20 protein-coding genes are annotated in these 25692 nt (G+C 65.7%); 8 read left to right on the top strand and 12 right to left on the bottom strand.

The genetic code is table 11. The features are described 5' to 3' along the window. Nucleotides 1-13: 13 nt before the first annotated feature. The 3 genes from NX862_RS02720 to NX862_RS02730 form a co-directional block, all read right to left on the bottom strand. Nucleotides 14-508 carry a GNAT family N-acetyltransferase gene (locus tag NX862_RS02720; RefSeq protein ID WP_264492331.1) on the bottom strand — a complete coding sequence of 165 codons (495 nt, stop codon included), beginning with the start codon at nt 506-508 and terminating at the stop codon, nt 14-16. Continuing rightward, on the bottom strand, nt 505-2664 hold the full coding sequence (purL, locus tag NX862_RS02725; protein WP_264492332.1) for a phosphoribosylformylglycinamidine synthase subunit PurL: 2160 nt from the start codon (nt 2662-2664) through the stop codon (nt 505-507). The genes NX862_RS02720 and purL overlap by 4 nt, the downstream gene beginning before the upstream one ends. A gap of 64 nt (nt 2665-2728) precedes the next feature. Then, entirely contained in the window at nt 2729-4153 is a 1425-nt protein-coding gene (locus NX862_RS02730; RefSeq protein WP_264492333.1) for a calcium-binding protein, read from the bottom strand. A gap of 756 nt (nt 4154-4909) precedes the next feature. Here NX862_RS02730 and urtA point away from each other — a divergent pair. The 6 genes from urtA (at nt 4910) to NX862_RS02760 (ending at nt 14067) form a co-directional block, all read left to right on the top strand. Further along, nucleotides 4910-6205, top strand: coding sequence for an urea ABC transporter substrate-binding protein (urtA, locus tag NX862_RS02735; RefSeq protein WP_264492334.1), 1296 nt, complete (start codon nt 4910-4912; stop codon nt 6203-6205). Nucleotides 6206-6257: 52 nt separating this feature from the next. Beyond that, nucleotides 6258-8186, top strand: coding sequence for an urea ABC transporter permease subunit UrtB (gene urtB / locus NX862_RS02740; protein WP_264492335.1), 1929 nt, complete (start codon nt 6258-6260; stop codon nt 8184-8186). Nucleotide 8187: 1 nt separating this feature from the next. After that, nucleotides 8188-9528: an urea ABC transporter permease subunit UrtC gene (gene urtC, locus NX862_RS02745; protein WP_264492336.1), complete on the top strand. Its 1341-nt coding sequence runs from the start codon at nt 8188-8190 to the stop codon at nt 9526-9528. Continuing rightward, nucleotides 9525-10268, top strand: coding sequence for an urea ABC transporter ATP-binding protein UrtD (gene urtD / locus NX862_RS02750; RefSeq protein ID WP_264492337.1), 744 nt, complete (start codon nt 9525-9527; stop codon nt 10266-10268). The genes urtC and urtD overlap by 4 nt, the downstream gene beginning before the upstream one ends. Further along, complete coding sequence (gene urtE / locus NX862_RS02755) at nt 10265-10963, top strand: urea ABC transporter ATP-binding subunit UrtE (RefSeq protein WP_264492338.1); 699 nt, start codon at nt 10265-10267, stop codon at nt 10961-10963. Before urtD ends, urtE begins: the two co-directional genes overlap by 4 nt. Nucleotides 10964-11076: 113 nt before the next feature. Continuing rightward, nucleotides 11077-14067 (top strand): Hint domain-containing protein, encoded by a 2991-nt coding sequence (locus NX862_RS02760; protein WP_264492339.1) that lies wholly within the window; start codon nt 11077-11079, stop codon nt 14065-14067. 175 nt (nt 14068-14242) lie between these two features. Here NX862_RS02760 and NX862_RS02765 read toward each other — a convergent pair whose 3' ends face one another. Then, nucleotides 14243-15232, bottom strand: a complete 990-nt coding sequence (locus NX862_RS02765; RefSeq protein WP_264492340.1) for a Hint domain-containing protein — start codon at nt 15230-15232, stop codon at nt 14243-14245. Between the two features lie 111 nt (nt 15233-15343). Here NX862_RS02765 and NX862_RS02770 point away from each other — a divergent pair, with 111 nt between their 5' ends. After that, on the top strand, nt 15344-16120 hold the full coding sequence (locus NX862_RS02770) for an SDR family oxidoreductase (RefSeq protein ID WP_264492341.1): 777 nt from the start codon (nt 15344-15346) through the stop codon (nt 16118-16120). Nucleotides 16121-16307: 187 nt separating this feature from the next. Here NX862_RS02770 and NX862_RS02775 read toward each other — a convergent pair whose 3' ends face one another. The 3 genes from NX862_RS02775 to NX862_RS02785 all read right to left on the bottom strand — a co-directional run bounded on the left by NX862_RS02775 (nt 16308) and on the right by NX862_RS02785 (nt 19737). Next, a complete protein-coding gene (locus NX862_RS02775; RefSeq protein ID WP_264492342.1) occupies nt 16308-17651 on the bottom strand; it encodes a cytochrome P450 in 1344 nt (447 codons plus the stop codon). Then, on the bottom strand, nt 17648-18901 hold the full coding sequence (locus NX862_RS02780) for a hypothetical protein (protein ID WP_264492343.1): 1254 nt from the start codon (nt 18899-18901) through the stop codon (nt 17648-17650). The genes NX862_RS02775 and NX862_RS02780 overlap by 4 nt, the downstream gene beginning before the upstream one ends. A 95-nt stretch (nt 18902-18996) precedes the next feature. Continuing rightward, complete coding sequence (locus tag NX862_RS02785) at nt 18997-19737, bottom strand: cytochrome c biogenesis CcdA family protein (protein WP_264492344.1); 741 nt, start codon at nt 19735-19737, stop codon at nt 18997-18999. 212 nt (nt 19738-19949) lie between these two features. Between NX862_RS02785 and NX862_RS02790 the strand changes: the two genes are divergently transcribed. Next, entirely contained in the window at nt 19950-20189 is a 240-nt protein-coding gene (locus NX862_RS02790) for a sulfurtransferase TusA family protein (RefSeq protein ID WP_264492345.1), read from the top strand. 154 nt (nt 20190-20343) lie between these two features. Here the strand turns inward: NX862_RS02790 and NX862_RS02795 are convergent, their stop codons facing one another. The 5 genes from NX862_RS02795 to fumC all read right to left on the bottom strand — a co-directional run bounded on the left by NX862_RS02795 (nt 20344) and on the right by fumC (nt 25683). Continuing rightward, nucleotides 20344-20691 carry a barstar family protein gene (locus tag NX862_RS02795; RefSeq protein ID WP_264492346.1) on the bottom strand — a complete coding sequence of 116 codons (348 nt, stop codon included), beginning with the start codon at nt 20689-20691 and terminating at the stop codon, nt 20344-20346. A 96-nt stretch (nt 20692-20787) separates the two neighbouring features. Further along, a complete protein-coding gene (locus NX862_RS02800; protein ID WP_264492347.1) occupies nt 20788-23505 on the bottom strand; it encodes an Rne/Rng family ribonuclease in 2718 nt (905 codons plus the stop codon). 384 nt (nt 23506-23889) lie between these two features. Continuing rightward, the gene (locus NX862_RS02805) at nt 23890-24108 is read right to left on the bottom strand and encodes a ribbon-helix-helix domain-containing protein (RefSeq protein WP_264492348.1); all 219 of its coding nucleotides are present in this window, start codon (nt 24106-24108) and stop codon (nt 23890-23892) included. Then, nucleotides 24105-24281, bottom strand: a complete 177-nt coding sequence (locus tag NX862_RS02810; RefSeq protein WP_264492349.1) for a DUF4169 family protein — start codon at nt 24279-24281, stop codon at nt 24105-24107. The genes NX862_RS02805 and NX862_RS02810 overlap by 4 nt, the downstream gene beginning before the upstream one ends. Nucleotides 24282-24291: 10 nt before the next feature. Next, entirely contained in the window at nt 24292-25683 is a 1392-nt protein-coding gene (gene fumC, locus NX862_RS02815; RefSeq protein ID WP_264492350.1) for a class II fumarate hydratase, read from the bottom strand. Nucleotides 25684-25692: the final 9 nt, after the last annotated feature.

Raw genomic sequence — 25692 nt, forward strand, 5'->3', positions numbered from 1 at the left:
CTTTTGGGGGAAGTTAGGGCGCGGGGTTCCGGGCTGCAAGAGCCTGCCATTCGCCCCGCAGCATGCCGTACAGCATCAGGTCGACACTGCGCCCCAGGGCCGGGCGATACCAATGCTGGCGCTGGCACCCTTCCAGCGTGAAGCCGGCCTTGACGTAGGACGCCATGGCGCGGGGGTTTTCCGATGAGGCATCGAGCCACAGGCGCTGCGCCCGCAAATCGCGGAAGGCATAGTCGATGAGGTCGCGCAGGAAGGGTTGGCCTTGCCCGCGCCCGGCGTCAGCCAACCCCAGGCGGCGCAGTTCGACCGCGCCCGAGGGCTCACCGATCTGGGCAAAAAGGGCAAAGCCCTGATTGTCGCCCCAGACCAGCAGGCGATGGGCCGAGGTGGTCAGATAGACAGAGAGCCCCTCTTCGTCCTCGTCGGTCAGAAAGGGGGCATAATCCGGCCGCCCTGTCAGCGACCGGATGAAGGCAAGATCGGCCCCGGTGGCGGGCCGCAGGCTCACGCCACGGCGGCGGCGAAGGCACCGCGATACAGCGCCGAAAGCTCGGCCAAGGGGGCCTTTTGGCTGCCGAAGGCCACAAGATCACCGCCAAACTGGCCGACTTGGGCGGCGGGGACGCCAGCGGCCTCGGCCCGGGCCAGCAGACCCGCCAGCGCCTCGGGGGCCACGGCCACCAGATAGCGCGCCTGATCCTCGCCGAACAAAGTGGCGATGTCCTCGATGACCAGGGTCAGGCCCAGGCCCGCGCCCTCGGCCATTTCAAAGGCCGCAAGGCCCAGGCCGCCGTCCGACAGGTCGGTGCAGGCGTGAAAGGTCGCGCCATTGCCGCGGATGAAGTCGCCGTTGCGCTTTTCGGCCACCAGATCGACGGGGGGCGCGTCGCCGGCCTCGATCTCCCAGGCTTCGGCGGCCAGGGCCGACTGGCCCAGATGCCCCAGGGTGCGGCCGATCACCACGGCGACATCGCCCGCAAGGGGCCGCCCGCCGATGATCTGCGCTGCATCCGCCAGCAGACCCACGGCGCCGATGGTCGGCGTCGGAAGGATGCCCTTGCCATCGGTCTCGTTATAAAGCGACACATTGCCCGAGACGATGGGCATATCCAAAGCGATGCAGGCCGCGCCGATCCCCTTCAGCGCGCCCACCAGTTGCCCCATGATCTCGGGCTTTTCCGGGTTGCCGAAGTTCAGGTTGTCGGTCGTGGCGAGGGGCAGCGCCCCCACGGCGGTCAGGTTGCGATAGGCCTCGGCGACGGCCTGTTTGCCGCCCTCGAACGGGTTGGCCTTGACGTAGCGCGGCGTCACGTCACTGGTGAAGGCCAGGGCCTTTTTCGTGCCATGAACGCGGACCACGCCCGCCCCCATGCCCGGAATCCGGATCGTATCGGCCAGAACCTGTGCGTCATATTGTTCATAGACCCAGGCCTTGTGGGCATAGGACGGAGAGCCGATCAGCGACCTAAGCGCCTCCAGCGGCAGGATATGGGGCAGGCGGGGCAGGGCCTCGGGTGCCGGGCTTTCCACCCAGGGGCGGTCGTATTCCGGCGCCGAGGACGACAGTTTCGACAGCGGCAGGTCGGCCTTGATGTCCTGCCCATGCAGGATCAGGAAGCGGTCTTCGGCAATGGTCTCGCCCACGATGGCGAAATCCAGGTCCCATTTGACAAAGATCGCGCGGGCGACGTCTTCAAGCTCGGGCTTGAGGACCATCAGCATCCGTTCCTGGGATTCCGACAGCATCATTTCATAGGCCGTCATGTTGGCCTCGCGCTGCGGGACCTGATCCAGTTGCAGCTTGATGCCAAGGCCGCCCTTGTCGCCCATTTCCACGGCCGAACAGGTCAGGCCCGCCGCCCCCATGTCCTGGATGGAAATCACGGCCCCCGAGGCCATCAGCTCTAGGCAAGCCTCCAAGAGGCGCTTTTCGGTGAAGGGGTCGCCGACCTGAACGGTGGGGCGCTTTTCCTCGATCGTTTCGTCGAATTCGGCGCTGGCCATGGTGGCGCCGCCGACCCCGTCACGCCCCGTCTTGGCGCCAAGGTAGACGACCGGCATGCCGACGCCGCTGGCGACCGAGTAAAAGATCTTGTCGGCGTCAGCCAGGCCCGCCGCAAAGGCGTTCACAAGGCAGTTGCCGTTATAGCTGCGGTGAAAACGCACCTCGCCGCCGACGGTGGGCACGCCGAAAGCGTTGCCATAGCCGCCGACGCCCTCGACCACGCCCTTGACCAGCTGCCGGGTCTTGGGATGCGACGGCGCGCCAAAGGAGAGCGCATTCATCGCCGCAATCGGACGCGCGCCCATGGTGAAGACATCGCGCAGGATGCCGCCCACGCCGGTGGCCGCGCCCTGATAGGGCTCGATATAGGAGGGGTGGTTGTGGCTTTCCATTTTGAAAATGACAGCCTGGCCGTCACCAATATCGACGACGCCGGCGTTTTCCCCCGGTCCGCAGATGACCTGAGGGCCCGTGGTGGGCAGGGTGCGCAGCCATTTCTTGGACGACTTATAGGAACAATGCTCGTTCCACATGGCCGAGAAGATGCCGAGTTCGGTGAAGGTCGGCTCGCGCCCGATGATGCCCAGAAGGCGTTCGTATTCGTCTGGCTTTAGCCCATGCGCGGCTACGAGTTCCGGGGTGATCACGGGGTCGGTCATCTGGGGCTCCCTCGGGCAAGGTTTGCAGGCGTCTTACGCAACTTCCCGCCCAAGGGAAAGGGTTTCAGAGGAAATCTTGGTCCGTGACTTGGTGGGAACTGTTGTAAAGCTGCGCCCGCCAGTCGAAGACGCCATCGCCATTGCGGTCCGCCTCCAGCCAAGCGGCCTGGCCATTCCAGCGCACCTCTCCGGCTTGGCCGGAGAAGGCCTCCGGACCGATCCAGGTCATCGCGGCAGAGAGTTTCAGATGGTCTTCGCCCGGGGTGAAGTCGAGGATGCGGTCCATGCCCCAGGTGGCGGACGTCAGGACGAAGACATCCGCCCCCGCCCCGCCCTGCAAGATGTCCGCGCCATCGCCCCCCTCAAGCCAATCATTCCCGCCGCCGCCGTAAAGATGGTCACCCCCATCGCCGCCATAAAGCCGGTCATCGCCTGCCTGACCCTTCAGCGTGTCATAGCCGTTGTCCCCGAAAAGCCAGTCGCCCGCGCCGCCGCCTTCAAGGATATCCGCCTCTTCGCCGCCCCACAGCCGGTCGGCACCGCCATGGCCGAAAAGCCTGTCACGCCCATCGCCGCCCTGAAAGCGATCCCCCGCCGCACCGCCCGTCAGCGTGTCATCCCCGCGCCCGCCGCGCACCGGGCCCTGGGTGCCCGCCGCTTGCGCGATGAACTGGTCATGGCCCGCCCCCAGCGCGACCTGGCCCATATGGCCCGTGTTGCGCACCAGATCATCGCCCGCGCCGAGGTTCAGATCCTCCATCCACCCGGAGTTCTCCACCTCATCCCGCGCGCCCGAGCCCTGCAAAAGCCCCGCGAACCGCCCCGAGTTCAGGATCTGCGAACCCACCCCCCGGCTCATGTCAAGCGCCGCCCAACCGCCGCTGATCGTGCCCGCATTGTCCAGCTGCAACCAGCCCAGGCTTTCGATGGCGACGCTTGACCCCTCGATCACGCCTTCATTCGTCACCTCTCCTGTATCGGCCGTCATATGGATCGCGCTATAGCTTTCGCCATGCATCAGCCCGCCCGGCGCGTTGATGATTTCAACGCGCAATCCCGTCGCAAGGACGGCCCAGTCCCCCCAAAGAATGCCCGCGTTCAGGACCCTTGCCACACCGACCTCAAGCGAACCCGCGGCCACCGCCGTGCTTGCCCGGACCTCCCCGAAATTCAGCAGCGTCAAATCGTCCATAAAGGCTTCTATCGACACGCCAAATTCAAAATCGCCCGAGATCGCGCCGTGGATCCGAATTTCGCCGAGGCCGGGTTGCTCAATCGCTGGCAGGACGAAAATCCCATATCCGCGCCCCCAGGCGACAGCGGGGGTTGTGATATCGGTCACGTCCAAGGTGAAGGCCCGGTCGTAACCCACGAAAAGTCCGGTGCCATCCGTCAGGTCGAACTGGGTCCTGTCAGGCGTGGTCAGCCAGACCCTGTCGCCAAATGCCGCCACGCAAGCTTCAAGCCAAGCCGAGGTATCTAGAGCCATACTGGCCTCCACTGGGAAAATACCTGGGCAGTACATGCGATTCGCCTGAAGACAAGGTGAACGCGCCTTCACCATGTTTCGCAGGCCGCCCGGTTTTTGGGCCAAGACCGCCCAAGCCCCCGGAAATCCGCCCCTTTCCGCCGCATCGCAGCGAAAAGCCAAAAAAAAGGCCGAGCTTTCGCTCGGCCAAGTCCAACAGGGAGGTATGAAGCGATGAGAGATACTCAATCACCGCCTCACGGGCACAGATAGGCGCAGGCGCGTCCTGTCGCAATGGCGTATGCGCCTTTGGCGTGGCAATGCCGATATGCGGCCAATGCATGGCTGAAACGCACCCGAAAGTCGCCCGCTAAAGTCTTGGAAACCATCGGCCGTCGCGCTGACCCGCTTTGCGCGCGTCTTGCCCGTCGCGCCAGGTCGCCTTTTGTCGCAAGCCGGTCTGTTCCCGCCATCTTCGCGCCGGTTTCCGCCCTCTTCGCCCGATTATTATGCATATGCAGAAAAAGAAGGCCCAAATTTTGGGCGATCTTGCTTGAATTGCACAAAGTCGCAGGTCGCGTCGGGGGCAGAGATTGCGGGGCAGGGCGGAAAGCGGCCTTCATGGGCCATCCCCGGGACAACCGGGGGATCGGCGGCAGGGGTTCGTTTTGCAGGCTCACCCCCACCGCCTTTGGTGCAACAATCGCTGCCAGCCCAATATGGGCGGCCCTTGCCCGATTGGGAAGGGTGTCAAGGCGGCCCTGACGGGGGATTCCCATGAAACTTTCTCGCCGCATGCTTTTGGCCGGGGGCGCTGCTGTCGTCTCGGCCCCGATGATGTCCCGCGTGGCCTTTGCCCAGGAAGAAACGATCAAGGTCGGCATCCTTCATTCGCTGTCGGGCACGATGGCGATTTCGGAAACCACGCTGAAAGACACGATGCTGATGCTGATCGAGGCGCAGAACGCCAAGGGCGGTTTGCTGGGCAAAAAACTGGAAGCGGTGGTCGTGGACCCGGCCTCGGATTGGCCGCTCTTTGCCGAAAAGGCGCGCGAGTTGCTGACCGTCGACAAGGTGGCGGCCATGTTCGGCTGCTGGACCTCTGTCAGCCGCAAGTCGGTCCTGCCGGTCGTCGAAGAGCTGAACGGGCTGTTGTTCTATCCGGTGCAGTATGAGGGCGAGGAATCGTCCAAGAACGTGATCTACACCGGCGCAGCACCGAACCAGCAGGCGATCCCGGCGACGGATTACTTCCTGGAAGAGCTGGGCATCCAGAAATTCGCGCTTTTGGGCACCGACTATGTCTATCCGCGCACCACGAACAACATCCTTGAGGCTTACCTGAAATCCAAGGGCATCGCGGCCGAGGATATCTTCGTCAACTACACGCCCTTTGGTCACTCGGACTGGGCCAAGATCGTCTCGGACGTCGTGGCGCTGGGGGCAGATGGCAAGAAGGTCGGCGTGATTTCCACGATCAACGGCGATGCGAACATCGGCTTTTACAAAGAGCTGGCCGCGGCTGGCGTCACCGCCGACAAGCTGCCCGTCGTCGCCTTCTCGGTTGGCGAAGAGGAACTCTCGGGCCTTGATACCTCGAACCTGGTCGGCCATCTGGCAGCCTGGAACTACTTTGAATCCGCCGTCTCGCCGGACAATGCCAAGTTCATCGCGGACTGGAAGGCCTTCATCAAGGACGACAAGCGCGTCACCAATGACCCGATGGAGGCGCATTACATCGGCTTCAACATGTGGGTCAATGCGGTGACGGCGGCGGGCACGGTGGACGTGGACCCGGTGCTGGACGCCTTGGTCGGGCAAAAGTTCCCGAACCTGACCGGCGGCATGGCGGAACTGCTGGCGAACCACCACCTGACCAAGCCCGTGCTGATCGGCGAGATTCGCGCCGATGGCCAGTTCGACATCATCAGCCAGACCGAGCCGGTCGCGGGCGACGCCTGGACCGACTTCCTGCCCGAATCCGCCGTGCTGGAGTCGGATTGGAAGGACCTGAAATGCGGGATGTATAACAAGGACACCAAGACCTGTGTCCAGTTGACCTCGAACTACTAAGACCCAAGGGGGGCGCTGTGGTGCCCCCCACCCTCCTGCCTTCCGAGACATCATGCGCATCCTGATCGCGGCCCTTCTGGGCCTGTTCCTTGCCTTGCCCGCTTGGGCCGAAACCGTGGCCGAGATCGCCACGTCCGAGGCCGCAAGCCTGGCCAAGCCCTCGCGTCAGACCATCGGCCCGGTGATCGACCGACTGGCCGCCAGTGGCGATCCGATGGCGGCACAGGTCCTGCAGGCCTGGGGCGACAAGCGGCTGGGCGCGCGCAAATCCGATGGCGCGGTCTTTATCCTGACGCCGGATGCGGCGGGCTTTGCCCTGACCGACATGACCGGCGCCCCCGCGGGCACGGCCTCCGCGGCCGACATCACCGAATTCAAACCGAACGCCGGGGTGCGCGGGCTGATTTCCGCGGCTTTGGTGCAATTCACCCTGTCCGACCCCGATCCCGCGCGCCGGGCCGAGGCGCTGACCTCGATTGCCCAGGACCCGAACGCCGAAAGCCTGACGCCGCTGCGCGCCAGCATCGAGACCGAGACCGACCCCGCCCTGAAGACGCAGAAACAGCGGCTGGAGCGGCTTTTGACCATCCGCTTCGATCCCCTCTCCGAGGCGCGCATCCTGGCCATCCAGGGCTTTGGCGCCGACACCGGGCTGGACCTCCGCGCAGCCCTGTCGCCGCTGGTGGCCACGACGCTGAAGGTGGGCGCGACCGCCCAGGGCAACGTGGCCCGCACCCTGCGCCCGGGCCGCGAGATCACGGAAGGACAGGCCTATGACCTGTTGGTGACGGCAGGCGAGGCCCCGGCCCGCCTGACGCTGGAGGATCAGAAAAAGGCGCTGGCCGCCCATATCGCCAATGGCATGGTGGGGGGCGTGAAGGTCGCGGACCTGACCACGCAAGAGGCCCGCGACCGCGCCTATACCGCGCTGGAGACCTCTGGCGCCGTCCCCCTTGCCGCCACCGCCGACGAAGTCACCGCCGCCGTCGGAGCCGTCACGGTCTATGAGACCTATGCCGAGCCCGACGCGCAAGTGACGGCCGCCGCCCTAACCGCCCTGACCCGCATCGACCGTGCCGTGGGGGCCCTGACGACGGTGGACCTTGCGATGGACGGCATCAGCCTGGCCGCGATCTATTTCCTGGCCGCCATCGGCCTGGCCATCACCTTCGGCGTCATGCGCGTCATCAACATGGCCCATGGCGAGTTCATCACCATGGGCGCCTATACCGGCTTTGTCGTTCAGACCCTGATCCCGGACAAGACCGTGTCCCTTGTCGTGGCCTTCCCCCTGGCCTTTGCCGTCACCTTCGCCGCCGGTGTCGCGATGGAGCGTCTGGTGATCCGCCACCTGATGAAACGGCCCTTGGAAACGCTCCTCGCCACCTTCGGCATCTCGATTGCGCTGCAACAGATCTTCAAGAATATCTTCGGCACGCAGGCCCGGCCCCTGACCTCCCCCGATTGGCTGGGCGGCGCTCTGGTCTTCAATGATGTGGTGTCCATCAGCTATATCCGCATCGCCATCGTGGTGCTGGCGGCGCTGTTCCTGGGCTTCTTCCTTTACATGATGAAGCGCACGCGGCTGGGGCTTGAGGTTCGCGCGGTGACGCAAAATCCGATGATGGCCGCCAGCATGGGCATCAACCCCGACAGGATCAACATGCTGACCTTTGGCCTGGGGTCGGGCATCGCCGGCATCGCAGGCGTGGCCATCGGGCTTTATGCCAAGGTCACGTCCGAACTGGGCGCCGATTACATCGTGCAAAGCTTCATGACCGTGGTTGTGGGCGGCGTGGGCAACATCTTCGGAGCCCTCGCCGGTGCAGGCATGATCGGCACGCTGCAAAAGGCCATCGAGTTCCTGAACCCCTCGAACACGCTCGCCGCCCAAACCTACATGATCCTCTTCATCATCCTCTTCATCCAGGTCCGGCCGCGCGGCATCATCGCGCTCAAGGGCCGGGCGGCCGGAGACTGACATGACCCTTCCCCTAAGCGAAATGCCCACACCGGCCCCGCAAAACCTCGCCCCCCTTTCATCTTTTCAAAAATATCCCGGGGGTCCGGGGGCAGCGCCCCCGGCGCTCTCCGCCTTCGCCAACCGGTCCTTCCTGGCGCGCAACCCCTCGGTCTTCTGGTTCCTGCTCGCTTTGGCCGTCCTGACAGCTGTGGTCACGCTCCTGTCCCCGGCCCTGGGTCTGGACGCCATGTCGACCTCCTTCATCAAGACGCTCGGCAAGACGCTGTGCCTTTGCATCGTGGCGCTCGCCATGGATGTGGTATGGGGCTACACCGGCATCCTGTCGCTGGGTCACATGGCCTTTTTCGGCCTTGGCGGCTATATGATCGGCCAATGGCTGATGTATGCCCGCACCGAGGAAATCGTGGTGGCCTCCCTGGCCGAGGGCGCCATACCGCCCATGGCCTCGGAAATCGCCCAAGGTGTCACGACGCAGATCTTCGGGGTCGTGGGCTCGTCCGACCTGCCGCTGATCTGGTCCTTTGCCCATTCCGCGCCCTTGCAGATGGCGTTGATCGTGCTGGTTCCCGGGGTGCTGGCGCTGATCTTCGGCTGGCTCGCCTTCCGAAGCCGGGTCACTGGGGTTTACCTGTCGATCCTGACCCAGGCCATGACGCTCGCCCTGTCGCTGTATCTCTTCCAGAACGACAGCGGATTGCGCGGCAACAACGGGCTTTCCGGCCTGCAGAACCTGCCGGGCCTGCCGGAGGCCTCCCAGGACGATGTCTCGCTCTGGTTCTTCTGGGCCTCGGCGCTGGGGCTGGCTTTGACCTACCTGCTGCTGGCCTGGGTCACGTCCGGCAAGTTCGGCTCGGTCCTGCGCGCCATCCGTGACGATGAGGCGCGGGTGCGCTTCCTCGGCTACCCGGTCGAGGGTTACAAGCTCTTTGTCTTTGCCGCCACCGCCGTCATCTGCGGCCTTGCGGGCGCGCTTTACTACCCGCAAGCCGGCATCATCAACCCGGCAGAGCTTGCGCCCATCGCCTCGATCTATCTGGCGGTCTGGGTCGCCATCGGGGGCCGTGGGCGGCTTTATGGCGCGGTCATTGGCGCGGCCTTCGTCTCGCTTCTGTCGACCTGGTTCACCGGGGGCCGCGCGCCCTCCATCCCGCTTGGCTTCTACACGATCGACTGGGTGGACTGGTGGCAGGTGCTTTTGGGCCTCGCCTTTGTCTGCGTCACGCTGTTTGCGCCCAAGGGCATCGGCGGGCTGTTTGACCGCATCGCGCCGCCCGACCGGCAGGGCGCCCCGCTGGGCCCCAATGACGGCGCCTTGATGGAACAGGAGGCCAAGGAATGAGCGCGCTGCTGGAAGTCTCGGGCGTCTCGGTGGCTTTTGACGGGTTCAGGGCGATCAACAACCTGTCCTTTTCCATCGGCCCCACGGAACTGCGCGCCATCATCGGACCCAATGGCGCGGGCAAGACCACCTTCATGGACATCGTCACCGGCAAGACGCGGCCCGACAGTGGCACCGTCACCTGGGGCGAGCGGGGGGTGTCGCTGCTAAAGCTCTCCGAGGCGCAGATCGCCCGCGAAGGCGTCGGCCGCAAATTCCAGCGCCCCACGGTCTTCGAGGATCAGACCGTTGCCGAAAACCTGACGCTGGCCTTGAAGTCGCCGCGCGGACCGCTGGCGGCGCTGATGTTCCGCCTGTCGGGTGCGGGCCGCGAACGGGTGACGCAACTGGCCGAAAAGGTAGGCCTGACCGATCACCTGACGCGCAAGGCGGGGGAACTGGCGCATGGGCAAAAGCAATGGCTGGAGATCGCCATGCTGCTGGCCCAGGAACCCAAACTCCTGCTGGTCGATGAGCCCGCCGCGGGCATGACCCTGGCCGAGCGTGAACAGACCACCGCCATGCTGGTGGAGCTTGCCAAATCCCATGCCGTCGTCGTCGTGGAACATGACATGGACTTCGTGCGCCGCCTGAACTGCCGCGTGACCGTGCTGCACGAAGGCTCTGTCCTGGCCGAGGGCTCGCTGGACCATGTCACCGCCGATCCCCAAGTCATCGAAGTCTACCTCGGGAGGGGATGATGCTGCAAACCAAGGGCCTGACACTGCATTACGGCGGGGCGCGCATCCTGCATGGCATCGACTTTACCGCCAAGGCGGGCGAAGTCACCGTGATCATGGGCACGAATGGGGTGGGCAAGACGTCCTTCCTGAAGGCCTTGGCCGGGACGCATCTGCGCAGCGGGGGGGATATCACCCTGGACGGCCAAGCCATCGGCCGCGCCCGCCCGCAAGAGATGGCCACGCGGGGCCTTGCCGTCGTGCCGCAGGGCCGGATGATCTTCCCCCTTCTGACCGTGCGCGAGAACCTGGAGACGGCCTACGCCACCTTGCCCAAGTCCGAACACCATATCCCCGATGAAATCTATGAGCTTTTCCCCGTCCTGCGTGACATGACGCGGCGGCGGGGCGGCGACCTCTCGGGCGGGCAACAACAGCAATTGGCCATCGCGCGGGCCATGCTGATGAAGCCCAAGGTCCTGCTGTTGGATGAACCGACCGAGGGCATCCAGCCCAATATCATCCAGCAAATCGGCCGCGTGATCACCTATCTGAAGCAAAAGGGCGACATCGCGGTGGTCTTGGTCGAGCAGTATTTCGACTTTGCCCATGGCCTGGCCGATCAGGTCTATGTCTTTCGCCGCGGCCAAGTCGCGCTGAAAGGCGCCCGTGGCGAGATCACCGAGGCCGCCTTGCGCGCCGAAGTCTCGGTCTGACCCTCGCAAACCCATAGACTTTAGCGCAAAAGTTAACGATTATGCGGTAAAGACACACGGCGGGACCAAGGCATCAGACCAAGGCCCGCCACGAGCACGAGCAGGCACATCAATTGGTCACGCTGACTGGCGGGGCGGGGGCGGAAACGCTTACCGGAGGCACGGGCAACGATTCCCTTGTGGGGAATGGCGGCAATGACACGCTTTATGGCGGTGACAATGCCGACCTGCTGTTTGGCGGGTCGGGTGTCGATCAGCTTTATGGCGGGACGGGCAATGACACGCTGACGGGCGGGACAAACAACGACCGGCTGGAGGGCGGGACGGGGTTTGACACCGCAGACTATTCGGGCGCGCTGGGGGCGGTTTCGGTCAACCTGGGCACCGGAGTTGGTGTCGGCAGTGATGCGGCGGGCGATACGCTGGTGGGCATCGAGGCGGTCGTGGGCTCTGGCCTGTCCGACAGTCTGACCGGCGACACGCTGGCCAATGCGCTGTATGGCGGAGCGGGGGCGGATACGCTGATCGGCGGCGCCGGGACGGACAGTCTTTACGGCGGCACTGGCAATGACAGCGTCGACTATACGGCCTCGGCGGCCGTGGTCATCGACCTTGCGGCAGGCACCGGCGCGGGCGGCGATGCGGCGGGGGATGTGCTTTCGTCCATCGAGGTCGTCACCGGCAGCAATTTCGACGACCGCCTGACGGGCTCGGCCGCGGCCGAAACGCTGTTCGGCGGCGCGGGCAACGACACGCTGACCGGTGGCGCGGGCGCTGACAGCCTTGTGGGTGGCGCGGGGCTGGACACGGCCGATTACACTGGATCGGCCGCCGTCACCGTCAACCTGACCACCGGGGTCGAGACCGGGGGCGACGCCGCGGGCGACGTGCTGTCGGGGATCGAGAATGTCACCGGCGGGGCAGGCGCCGACAGCCTGACCGGCGACGCGCTGGCCAATGTGCTGACCGGGGCTGCGGGCAACGACAGCCTTTACGGCGCCGCGGGCAATGACGCGCTGTATGGCGGCGAGGGCAATGACCTCATCCAGGGCGGCGCGGGCAGTGACCTGTTGTCGGGCGGGGCGGGGATCGACCGGCTGGACTATTCCACCTCGACCGCGGGGATCAGCGTCAACCTGGCCACCGGAGCCACGGGCGGCGATGCGGCGGGCGACACGCTGGACGGGTTCGAGGCCGTCACGGGCGGCTCTGGCAATGACAGCCTGACGGGGGATGCGGGCGCCAACACCCTGACCGGGGGCACCGGCAATGACATCCTGACGGGTGGCGGCGGCGGCGATCTGCTGGAGGGCGGCACCGGCACCGACACCGCCGATTACAGCGCCGAGGGCTCGGTTTCGGTCAACCTGACCACGGGACTTGAAGGGGGGGGCTTGGGTGCGGGCGACACGCTGACGGGGATCGAGAACCTGACCGGCGGCGCCTTGGCCGACAGCCTGACGGGCGAGGGCGCGGCCAATATCCTGACCGGCGGCGCGGGCAACGACAGCCTTTACGGCCTTGCGGGCGGCGACAGTCTTTACGGCGGCGATGGCGATGACCGCCTGGCCGGGGGCACGGGCAGCGACCTTTTGTCGGGCGGCACGGGGTTCGATACGGCCGATTACAGCGCCTCGACCAGCGGGGTTGGCGTCACGCTTTCGGGCGGCACGGGCGGCGATGCGGGTGGCGACACGCTGACGGGCATCGAGGCGGTCATTGGCGGGACCTCCGCCGACACGCTGCAGGGCGACGGCCTGGCCAATGCCTTTTACGGCGGGGCCGGGGCGGATCAGATCTATGCGGGCGATGGCGACGACACTTTGGCGGGCGGCCTTGGCGCCGATACGCTGAACGGCGGCGCGGGCATGGACTTTGCCGATTACAGCGAGTCCAACGCCGCGGTTTCGGTCAACCTGGACACCTGGACCGCGCTTTATGGCCATGCGCAGGGCGATGCGCTGGGGGCGATCGACGGGGTCATCGGGTCGGCCTTCAACGACACGCTGACCGGGTTCAACCAGTTCGGCCTGGTGGGCGACGTCTTTACCAACGTGTTTTACGGCGGCGCGGGTCGGGATTCCATCGACGGCCTGGCGGGCAACGACAGCCTTTTCGGCGGGACCGATGCCGACACGGTCATGGGGGGCGCGGGCGACGACACGGTCTTTGGCGACGAGGGCAATGACCTTGTTCAGGGCGGCACCGGGGCCGATACGCTCTATGGCGGCCTGGGCAATGACCTGTTGCAGGGCGGCGATGGCGACGACGTCCTTTGGGGCGATGCGGGCGCCGATACTTTCGTCGGCGGCGCGGGGTCGGACACGTTCCACGGCGGGGCGGGCGATTACATCGACGGCGAGGAAAGCGGAACCGAACGCGACATCCTGGACCTGACCGGCCAGGCGCCCTTTGTCATCCACCGCGATGCGACCAATGCCGAAAACGGGACGGTCGATTTCCTGGACGCCCAGGGTCAGGTCATCGGTCAACTGACCTTCCGCAACATCGAGACCATCGTGATGTGCTTTACCCCCGGCACGCGGATCGCGACGCCGCGCGGGCCGGTTCCGGTGCAAAAGCTGCGGGTGGGGGATCTGGTGCTGACGCGCGACCATGGCGCCCAGCCGCTCCGCTGGATCGGGCGCAAGCAGATTGGCGCGGCCGAGATGGCGGCGGACCCCTCGCTAAGGCCGGTGCGGATCAAGGCGGGCGCGCTTGGGGCGGGTCTGCCCCTGCGCGGGATGGATGTGTCGCGCCAGCATCGGATGCTGATGGGCGCCGCGCGTGAGGCCCTGCTTTTCGGCACGCCCGAGGTCCTGGTGCGCGCCTGCCACCTGACCCATCTGCCCGGCGTGCGCGAGGTGATGCGCGACAGCGTCACCTATATCCACCTGTTGTTCGACCGCCACGAACTTGTCCTGGCCGAGGGCGCCTGGTCGGAAAGCTTTCAACCCGGTGAGCGGACATTGGGGGGGATGGAAGCGGGGATGCGCGAAGAGCTTTACCGGCTGTTTCCAGAGCTGCGGGCCCTGGGCGCGGACTATGAGGGCGCGCGGCTGACGCTGAAGGCGCACGAGGCGCGGTTGGTGGGGGCGGAGTAGCGGGGTCCGGCAGACCCCATAGGCATGAAATGCCTTTGGGGTCTGCCGGAGGAAGCGGGGGGGCTGCCGCCCCCCCGCACCCCCCTGCCTCAAGGGGGGCGAGCCCCCCTTGAGAAACCCCAACCGAAGGTCGCGCAAAATGGGGCGCCGGTTTGCTCTGGACGACGGCCCTGCGCTATGCCCTGCGCTTGGGCACCCGTCCGACGGCTTCCAGAAAGTCGCGGCCTGCTTCCGATCCGAAATGCGGCGTCTGGGTCAGGCCGGGGAAGCGCGCCTTCATCTCGGCGGCGATTTCGGGCGGCAGACGCGAGACGGTCGCTTCGTTGACCAAAAGGCTCTCGCAAGGCACGCCCTCGGCATAGATGATCTCGTGGCGGTCAAAGACCAGGCTGAAGTAATCGACATAGCCGCCCTCGCGCAGATAGACCGTGTCGCCGTCGATCAGGTCGCGCGCGGGCACCAGCAGTTCCGAGGTCATCATCCCCGCCACCCGCTCGCGTTGATACAAAAACACCCGGTGGTGCTGCGAGACGACAAGGTCACCATCATTGCCCAGCTTGCCCTTGGTGATGACGACGGGCGCGGTCGCCCCCACGGCGCGCAAATGGGCCTGGCCGATCCAGCGCACGGTCTGGCGGCCATGGTCGCGGGTCAGGACCTGCAACCCCGGCACGATCTGTTCGATGGCGCGCTGGCTGCCGTCGGTCAGGGTGATCATCGTGCCGCGCGCGAAGGACAGGCACAAAAGATCGGCCAGGGCCAGATCCTCGGGCGGTTCTTCGGCCGCAAGCAGCGTGTATTCGACGCCGGTGCCAATCGGCGTCAGGGGCAGGATCGCGGCCTCGGTGCCAAGGTCGATCAGCAAGACCTCGATCCGGTCGCCATCCGGCGCCATCAGCGTGTAACGCGCGACAAGCCGCACGCCCTGACCCGCCCGACCGATGCCAGAGCCCGGCGCCACCTCTTGCCGCCCGGCCTCGGGACGGGTCAGCGCCAGGGCCAGCGGTTCGGCCTGACCATGCAGCACATAGACATCGCCCACGCAGACCTCTTCGGGGCCCATGATCCCGTCGCCCTGATTGGCGCCGTTCGAGACAAAGAAATCCTCGGCGGCGAAGACTTGGGCGATATGGCCGGGGCCGGTCGTGCTGGAATCGGTGGTCATGCAAGCACCTGGGGAACGGGATGGGCCGGGGCTAGCAATCCCATGCGGAAAGGTCAACAAAGGGACCGATTTGCGGCGGGATCGCGGCGGGGCGAAACAATGGAGCGGGATATGGATTTGGGGATCAGGGGCAAGCGGGCCCTGGTGACGGCGGGGTCCAAGGGGCTGGGGCGCGGCTGTGCGCTGGCCCTGGCGGCGGCGGGGGTCGATCTGGTGATCAATGCGCGCGGCGAGGCGGCCTTGCAGGCGACCGCGTTGGAGGCGCGGGCTTTGGGGGTGAGTGTGGCGGCGGTCGTCGCCGATATCACGACCGAGGCCGGGCGCGCCAAGGTGCTGCAGGTGGCGGGGCAGGTCGATATCCTGGTGACAAATGCTGGCGGGCCTCCGCCCGGGTCCTGGGAGAATTGGGGACGCGAAGATTACCTGGCCGCCATCGAGGCCAATATGCTGACGCCGATCCTGCTGATGAAGGCGGTGCTGCCGGGGATGATGGCGCGGGGCTGGGGGCGGGTGGTCAATATCACCAGCCAGTCGGTCAAGGCGCCGATTGCCGCCTTGGGACTGTCGAACGCCGCGCGCACCGGGCTGACGGGCTTTGTCGCGGGCGCCGCGCGGCAGGTGGCGCCCCAGGGCGTGACGATCAACAACCTGCTGCCCGGCATCCATGACACCGACCGCGCGCTGTCGCTGGATGGCGGTGTCGTGAAGGCGCGCGGCATCACGATGGAGGAGGCGCGGGCCGAGCGCATGGCGGGCATCCCCGCGCGGCGCTATGGCTCGGCCGAGGAATTCGGCGCGACCTGCGCCTTTTTGTGCAGCCAGCACGCGGGGTTCATCGTCGGACAGAACATCTTGCTGGACGGGGGCGCGACGGTCTCGACGCTGTGAGCGGGGTCCCCCGCGTTCGGGGGGCTGCCGCCCCCCGAGCCCCCTGCCCAAAGGGGCCCACGGGCCCCTTTGGAAACCCCGTGGATATTTGGGAAAAGATGAATTGGGGGGACGCGTTGGGGCGGGGCGCATAGGGCGGCGCGGGGCATCTGCTGCCATGTTGCACGGGTCACCCCCGGGGCCCGTATCAGCGCCGCGTGAGCTGCAGGTGGATGCCGTCTTGTGCCCGCACGGTCAGATGGGCCACGGGGACCGGGACCTTGCCCGCCGCTGGGGCCAGGTGAAAGGCGCGCAGGATCAGCGCCAGCAGCAACGGGCCCTCGACCATGGCGAAACCTGCGCCGGTGCAGACCCTTGGCCCTGCCGAAAACGGGATGAAGGCGTCGCGGGCGCAGGCGCGGTTTTCCGCGCGCCCCCAGCGGTCGGGGTCGAAGCCGTCGGGGTTGGTCCAGATCCGGTCGTGGCGCTGCAGGTGCCAGGGTGACAGGACGATCTGTGCCCCCTTGGGTGCCGTGCGGTCGCGCAGGGTCTCGGGCTGGGTCGTCTCACGGACCATCATGGGCACCGGCGGATAAAGCCGCAGCGCTTCGCGGAAACAGTCGCGGGTGAACTTCAGCCGCGAGAGGGCGGCGAAATCGGGGCTGTCGGGCAGGGAGGCCGCCTCCTGCGCCACGCGGGCCTGAGCCTCTGGATGGGTGGCCAGCAGATACAGCGCCCAAGCCAGCGCCGAGGCCGAGGTTTCATGCCCCGCCAGGAAAAAGATCGCGACCTGGTCGACCATCTCGGCGGTAGAGAAGGTCTCGCCCGTCAGCGGATCGGCGGTCGTCATGATCTTGGTGGCCAGGTCATCGGGCGCCTGACCCGCTGCGATCTGATCCGCGCGGGTGGCGGTCAGCTGGGTGATCAGGGCCCGGATGCGGCGGGCTGATTTCAGGGTCCGGGGGCGGTGAAACCGCGGAAACCAGGCGGGCAGCGGCAAAAACGCCGCCAGGTTCAGGATCGGCTGGCTGCGCTGATAGGCGCGGAATTCGTGGAAGGTCGCCTGGGCCACGGCATCCTCGATCGGCAGGGAAAACAGCGTGCGAAAGATCACATCGGCCGCAGCATGAGAGGTGTGTTCCTCGATTTCATGCGTGCCGGGCGTCAGGCGGGCGACCGTGGCCAGGCCCGCGGCCCACATCGCCGGAAAGGTCTCGCGCAGGCGGCCGCCCTCGAAGGCGGGGTCGATGATGCGGCGCTGGCGCTTCCAGGCATCGCCATTGGTCAGGAAGACAGAGTTGCCCAAAAGCGGGCGCAACCCTTCCGCGATGCGCAGGGATTTGGGGAAGTCGACGGGCCGTTCGGTCAGGACGCGGGCGATCAGGGCGGGGTCGTTCACCATATAGCTGCGGAAAAACGGCGTGCGGAACTCGGCCATCCAGGCGTGATACAGCCGCGCCGGTTGCGCCGACAGGATGTCGCGGCGAAACAGCTGCAGGTAACGCCAAAGCGACACGCGGTCCGGGCGCGGTGTGGGCTTGGGGGGGATCATGTCGACCGCCAACCCGAAAGTGCCGTCTCGATCCGGGATTTCGACGCGGGGCGGCCCGCATACCGCTGGCCCAAGGTCAGGGGGCCAGAGGTGATCTGGAAGTAATCGTAATCCCCCGGCCCCCCGCCAAGGGCGTCAAAGGCGCAAAGATATTGGAAATGCAGGCGAAAGAACCGCCAGCGCAGCGCCTTCCAGCGTTCGGGCGACAGGGTCTGGGTGAAGGCCGCCGAGATCACGAGGGGCCACACCTTGCCCTTTGGCGCGACACCTGTCACCGAAACCGGGTCACACAGCGCAAAGGCGCAGCCGTCGCCAGGGGCCGTGACATCGACCCAGGTGATGTCCGGGCTGGCCGACAGATAGCGCAGGTCGCCCCGCAGCCTTTGGGCGCGGGGCAGAAACGACACCATGGGCACGACCTGTCCCAGGGTCAAAAGCGACAGCGCGGGGCGGGGTTGCGGCAGGCCCTGGCGCAGAAGGTCCGACAGGATCGACACCGCCAGATGCGCGCCCGAGGAATGGCCGACCACAAGCACCTCATCGGGGACCTCGTCGCCATCGGTCAGGGCCTCGCGCAAGCGGGCGGTAAAGGCGGCCATCCGCGCCTCCAGCTCTGGCGGATTGGCGCCCAGGCTTTGCGCGGAATAGGCGTAGTCATGCATCAGATACCAGGCGTAAATCCGGTGGTCGATGCGGCGAAAGGCCCGCAGCGTATAGGGAATCGCGGGCAGGGCCAGAAAGGCGCCAATCGCGGGATGGGCAAAGGCGCCCAGCCGATAGAGCCCCGCCGCAAGCGCCAGCGCCAGCGCCAGTTGCACCAACAGCACCACGATGGGGTAAAGCGCCGCAATCATCGGCCCCTTGCGCAGCCGCATCAGCCGAAAAAGCGCGCCGGACAGGATATAGGCGCCAGCCGTGCGGATCAGCTGCAGATAGGTCGCAAGCGTCCCCTGATCCATCGAGCCGCGCACGATGTCAGACCAGACCAGGACTTCAAAGCTGGTCGCGGTCTGCACCGGGGGCGCACCGGGGAGGGGCGGCATCAGCGCCTCGGTCCGCCAACCGTAGGGGCCGGGCGTGCTGCGTGGTTTCAGCGCGATGTCATAGCCCGAAAGCCGGGCCTGGTCGCGCGATTCGGTCCGGTAAAGCTCGCGGTAGCGGCGGGGATGGATCGGATCATAGCCCGGGATGTAAAACACCCTCCGCCGGAAAGCGGGCTGTGGGTCCGGTGGGGGGGCTTTGTCCGTCATCGCGGCCATTGTGGCCGGGGAATGTGGAAATTCAAAGACCTGGCCCCGGCCCTGGGTCAAAAATTTTCACCCAGGGTCCAAGGCGACGATGGGGGCTAGCCGAGGGTCGACAGGAAGGGCAGGGTCTCTAGCAGCCAATACGAGAACTGCGAGAAGCCGCCGGTCAGCATCATCAGCCCGATGGTCCACAGCAGCAGGCCCATCAGACGCTCGATCGCCTCCATGTGGCGCTTGAAGAAGGCCAGCGTCCCGGTCAGGCGCGGGAAAAAGGCCGCCACCAGCAGGAAGGGCAGGCCCAGCCCAAGCGCATAGACCGCCAGAAGCGCCGTGCCGCGGGCGACATTGCCTTCCTGGGCCGCGATGGTCAGGATGGCGCCCAGTTGCGGCCCGATGCAGGGCGTCCAGCCAAAGGCAAAGGCCAGCCCCAGGATATAGGCGCCAAAGGCCGAGCCCCCCTGGTCGCCCGCATCCATCCGCAGGTCACGCATCAGAAAGGGCAGGCGCAGGATGCCCAGGAAATGCAGGCCAAATCCCATGACCGTCAGCGCCGAAAGCGTCGCAAAGATCTGGCCATTGCCAAGGAAAAAGGCGCCAAAGGCCGAGGTGGCCGCGCCCATCAGCACAAAGACGGTCGACAGGCCAAGGACAAAGAACACCGCCGCCAGAAGGGCGGACTGGCCGCGCTTCAGGTCTCCGACGGTGATGCCGGACATATAGGCCAGATAGGGCGGCACAATGGGCAGGACGCAAGGCGACAGGAACGACAGCACCCCGGCCGCAAGGGCCACAAGGACCGCGGGAAGAAGACTTGCGTCCATGAGATCAATGCCAAACATGCGTCGGTCATAGCGGGTTTCGCCGGCAAGGTCACGGGGGCGCAGGGGGGAGGGCGCGGGAAAGTGATGGCGGGGGGCTTGGGTCAGCGCAGCTCGGGGCGGGCTTGGGCAGAGGCTTGGGATTGGCGCTGCGCTCCCGCGGGCCAAGCGGCGCCTTGGGTCTTGTGCCTTGGCCTCGGGCGGGGCAGGAAGGGGCCGAACGGAGGATCGCCATGGATTGGGACGAGGTTGCCGATTGCGAGGGGCTTTTATGTCCGCTGCCGGTGTTGCGGGCGCGCAAGCGGCTGATCGCCATGGCGCCGGGCCAGGTTCTTTGCCTGCGCGCGACCGATGCGATGGCACGCATCGACCTGCCGCATTTCTGCGCCGAGGCCGGGCATGACTACCTGGGATCGCGAGATGAGGCAGGCGTGACGCTTCACCTGGTCCGGCGCGGGGCGGTTGTGGCCTGAGCGCTGCGGGCGGACCAAAAGGAGGCCGCCGCCCTCGATGGGGGTGGCCGGGTGCAGCGATATCTTTGGGCCTGACCTGTCCTTAGGTCGTGCAGGCAGGGCTTTCAGCCGGGGCGTGCATGACGGTCTTGCTGTCGGCGCAGCAAGCGGAGGCTCAGGCGCCCTCGACCGGGGCCAGGGCCAAAAGCAGGGGGCCGCCCGCTTCTTGCGACCTTGCGTTCAGCGCGGCCACCAGCGAAACCAGCGCTGTGGCCTGATCGGGACCGGCGTCCCGCAGCTCTGGCCACCAGGTGATTTGCAGAACCAGCGGACCCGGCCTTGCGGCATGTTGGGTCAGCAGGCGTTGCGACAGCAGGCGTTCCGACAGGGCCTCTTCCATCACGTCGATCCAGGCATCCTGGTTGCGGCCATACCAGGACGGAAACCCGAAAGCCCGAGCGAAACTGGTGTGAAAACTGGTCCAGCCGATCAGCGTCCGCCCGTCAAGTTCGACCACATCCATCATCTTGCCCCCAGACCTCGGTTTGTCCGGCGCAGCCCGGGACCTAAGGCCCATGCCAAAGAAAAAGGCCCGGGACGCGATGCCCGGGCCTTTGGTTCAGCGGCCCAAGGACCACCAGCCCTTGCGCTTGGGCTTGTTCGGATCGTCAGGTTCTGCCGGTGCAGCCTCTGCGCTTGCGGCCTCTGCGCTTGCGGGCGCGGGGGTTGCCTGAGCGGGGGCCTTGTCCTGCGGATCGGCTTGCAGCGCCGCCGCAGGGGCGGGCTCCAGGCCGGGATCGGCGGGGAAGCTTGCAGCCGGAGCCTCGACGGCGACCACCTCGACCGCAACCGCCTCGGCTGCGGGCTTTTTCGCGCGCGAGCGGCTGGCGGGTTTGCGGGCCGGCTTGGCCTCGGCCTCCGGCGCAACTTCGACGGCTTCGGGTGCGGCTTCTGCCGGCACTTCGGCCACCGGTTCGACCGCCTTCTTGGCGCGGGATGCCGATGTCCGGGTCCGCTTCTTCGGCGCCGCCTCGACGACCGGCGCCGGAGCCTCTGTGACAGGCGCCGCCGCTTCGGTCACGGCAGGCTCGTCGCCTTCGGTGGCCTCATCCCCATCCGAGGCCCCCTCGTCGGCCTCTTCGTCGGCACCCTCGTCGCCTGCATCCTCGCCCGACTGGGCCGAAACACCGGCGCCGCCCGACTTCTTCTTGCGACGCCGACGGCGCTTTTTCTTGGACCCGTTCGACGCCGCAGCCTCGCCCGCAGCCTCGCCACCAGCCTCGGGCGCCTCTGCCACTTCGGTCGCTTCGTCCACGACCTCGTCTTCGATATCCTCTTCGACCAGATCCAGCTCTTCTTCCTCGACGGCCGCGCCCATCAGGCTGGCATTGCCAGAGACGACCGGCGCATCAGGGACGAACCGCGTCGCGGTCTTGAACTTTTCGATGGTGAAATCGGGGGCGATCATATGGGGATCGGCCTCGATCCGCACGGCCATGCCGTAACGGGCCTCGATCAGGGCCAGATGCTCGCGCTTCTGGTTGAAGAGGAAGTTAACGATGCCGATGGGCGCGCGCAACAGAACCTCTTTCGACCGCTTGCGCGTGCCTTCCTCTTCCAACGCGCGCAGGACCTGCAGGCCGATGGAGTCGTCCGACCGGATCAGACCCGTGCCATGGCAATGCGAGCAGGGCTGGGTGGTCGATTCCAGCATCCCCGGACGCAACCGCTGACGCGACATTTCCAACAGGCCAAAGCCCGAGATGCGGCCGACCTGAATACGGGCGCGGTCGGTCTTCAGCTTGTCCTTCAGGCGCTTTTCAACCGACAGGTTGTTGCGGCGCTCTTCCATGTCGATGAAGTCGATGACGATCAGACCGGCCAGGTCGCGCAGACGCAGCTGGCGGGCGATTTCTTCGGCGGCTTCCATGTTGGTCTTGAGGGCGGTCTCTTCGATCGAGCCCTCTTTGGTCGCGCGGCCCGAGTTCACGTCGATGGCCACCAGGGCCTCGGTCACGCCGATGACGATATAGCCGCCCGATTTCAGCTGGACGGTCGGGTTGAACATGCCGCCAAGATATCCCTCGACCTGATAGCGCGCGAAAAGCGGCGTCTGGTCGTGATAGGGCTGCACGACGCGGGCCTGACCCGGCATGATCATGCGCATGAAGTCCTTGGCGGTGCGGAAGCCCGCCTCGCCCTCGACCAGAATTTCGTCGATCTCACGCGAATAGAGGTCGCGGATCGTGCGCTTGATCAGGTCGCCTTCCTCGTAGATCTTGGCCGGAGCAATCGACTTCAAGGTCAGCTCGCGGATCTCTTCCCACAGCCGCATCAGATATTCGTAATCGCGCTTGATTTCCGGCTTGGTGCGCTTGGCGCCCGCGGTGCGGATGATCAGGCCGGCGCCTTCCGGCACCTCCAGCTCTCCGGCGATTTCCTTCAGCTTTTTGCGGTCGGCGGCCATGGTGATCTTGCGGCTGATGCCACCGCCGCGCGCGGTGTTGGGCATCAGGACGCAATACCGACCGGCCAGCGACAGATAGGTGGTCAGCGCAGCGCCCTTGTTGCCACGTTCCTCCTTGACGACCTGGACCAGCATGATCTGGCGAACCTTGATCACTTCCTGGATTTTATAGCGCCGCGCCCGGGGCTTGCGCGGGGCGGCGATTTCCTCGGCCATATCCTCTTCGGCGATGGATTCGATCTCGTCGTCGGTATCGGCGGCGTGGTCGATGGCGCGGAACCGGGGCGCCTCGTCGTGATGGGTATGGGTGTTGTCATGGGCGTGATCGTGGGGCTCTTCGTCAGAGCCGAGGTCGATCACCTCCATCGAAGCGGGCGCCGGTTCGACGATTTCGACCGGGGTTTCGATTTCGGTCGCCTCTTCCGAGATCACCTCATCGGCAGCCTCGACCGCTGCGGGCTTGGGACCCCGGTGGCGGCCACGCCCCTCGGAACGACCCTCAGAGCGGCCTTCGGACCGCCCCTCGGACCGCCCCTCGGACCGGCTGTCGCGGCGGTTTTCTTCTTCTTCCTCGGCACGGGCAAAGGCGCGTTCCTCTTCCAACAGCGCCTTACGGTCGGCCATCGGGATCTGGTAGTAATCCGGGTGGATTTCGGCGAAGGCCAGGAAGCCATGGCGGTTGCCGCCGTAGTCCACAAAGGCCGCCTGCAACGAGGGTTCAACCCGCGTCACCTTGGCCAGATAGATATTTCCGGCCAGTTGGCGCTTGTTTACCGTCTCGAAGTCGAATTCTTCGACCTTGTTTCCGTCCACCACGACAACACGAGTTTCCTCGGGGTGGGTGGCATCAATAAGCATCTTCTTTGACATGTTGTTCCATTGCGCCGCTCTGGCGGGCCCGCAAGGGCCAGGGCAAAGGGGCGGCTTGTTCGGGCGAGAGGTCGCGCATGGCAACGGAGGGACCTGCCCCAAGGGGCGCCCTCGATCCGTTCCCGATGTTTCGCGCGTCTCATCGCGGTTCACTTCCGGGCCATCTGGCCCATTATAACACCCGGGAAATCAATGACTTGCCGGGCAACTCTCCGGTCTTGCGACCGATCCGACCACCTGCCGTTTCGACGCCGTCCAAGGCGCCCGAGCGGGCTGGCAGAGAATTCTTGCGTGGATATAGCCACGTTCTTTGACCCTAAGGCGAAAAAACCCCCAATGACAATGGGATTTCTTTGTCCGGGGCCTCAAAGGAAACAATTGGCCTTATCCAAGGCGCGCTTGCAGGTCGCGCAAGATAGCCAGGCGCATCGCGGTGGCCAGGCCCTGATCGTCACGCGCGCGGTCGATCTCGGCGGCAAGCTGGTTGACCGACAGGCCGCGCGCTTGGGCCAGGTCCTGGAAGGCCTGCCAGAACTCGGGCTCCAGCGACACCGAAGTGCGGTGGCCCTTTAGCGTCAACGAGTGTTTTTGGGGCCGCGTCATTCGCGCTTTTTGCCGTCAAGCTCGGATTTGGCGCGGGCCTCATCTTGCGCCTCGCGGGCCTTCTGCGCCTTGGTGCGGCCGAATTTGACCGCGTTTTCATCGGATTGGACCTTGGAGGCGGCGCGGGCCGCCTCCTTGCGTTTTTGTCTGAGGTTGATGACCTCTCCGGTCATGCGCCAACAGTCATTTGGGGCCCACCATATCCTCGGGCCGCACGATGCGGTCAAAGGTCTCGCCATCGACAAAGCCCAAAGCGATGGCCTCTTCGCGCAGGGTCGTGCCGTTCTTGTGGGCCGTCTTGGCGACCTTGGTGGCATTGTCATAGCCGATGGTCGGGGCCAAAGCCGTCACCAGCATCAGGCTTTCCTTCATCAGCTTTTCGATGCGTGGGATATTGGCTTCGGTGCCCACGACCATGTTGTCGGTGAAAGACGCCGCCGCATCGCCCAGCAATTGAATCGATTGCAGGACATTATAGGACATCATCGGGTTGTAGACATTCAGTTCGAAATGCCCCTGGCTGCCCGCAAAGCCCACAGCCGCGTCATTGCCCATGACATGCGCGCAAACCATGGTCAGAGCCTCGGCCTGGGTCGGGTTGACCTTGCCGGGCATGATCGAAGAACCGGGCTCGTTCTCGGGCAGGATCAGTTCCCCAAGGCCAGAGCGCGGACCGGACCCCAGCAAGCGCAAGTCATTGGCGATCTTGAACAAAGCCGCCGCCACGGTCTTTAGCGCGCCAGAGAACATGACCATCGCGTCATGGGCGGCCAAAGCCTCGAACTTGTTCGGCGCGGTCACGAAGGGCAGGCCGGTGATCTCGGCAATCGCCGCAGCCACCCGCGTGTCGAAACCGACCTTGGTGTTCAGCCCGGTGCCCACCGCCGTGCCACCCTGGGCCAGCTCATAGATATCGGGCAGGCACATTTTCACCCGGGCGATGCCCTTGTCGACTTGCGTCGCATAGCCCGAGAACTCTTGCCCCAAGGTCAGGGGCGTTGCGTCCTGCGTATGCGTCCGGCCGATCTTGATGATGTCCTTGAACTGCGCCGACTTCGCCCAAAGCGCCTTTGACAGCTTTTCCAGCCCCGGCAGCAGCACATCCCGCGTATGGGTGCCGATGGCGACATGCATGGCGGTGGGGAAGGTGTCGTTGGACGACTGCCCCATGTTCACATGGTCGTTCGGATGCACGGGCTTTTTCGACCCCATGACCCCGCCCATCGCCTCGATGGCGCGGTTCGAGATGACCTCGTTCGCGTTCATGTTCGATTGCGTGCCAGAGCCGGTTTGCCAGACGACCAAGGGGAAGTTGTCGTCGAACTTGCCCGCGATGACCTCACCGGCCGCCGCCACGATGGCATCGCCCAGGGTCTTGTCCAGGTCGCCCTGCGCCATGTTGACCTGGGCGCAGGCCTTCTTGATCACGCCAAGCGCGCGGATGATCGGGACCGGCTGACGCTCCCAGCCGATCGGGAAGTTGATGATGGACCGCTGCGTTTGCGCGCCCCAATACTTGTCGGAAGGAACCTCCAGCGGGCCAAAGCTGTCGGTTTCGGTGCGGGTGGCCGTCATGGTGCAAAC

This window comes from Stagnihabitans lacustris, assembly GCF_025950525.1.
Classification (GTDB): domain Bacteria; phylum Pseudomonadota; class Alphaproteobacteria; order Rhodobacterales; family Rhodobacteraceae; genus Stagnihabitans.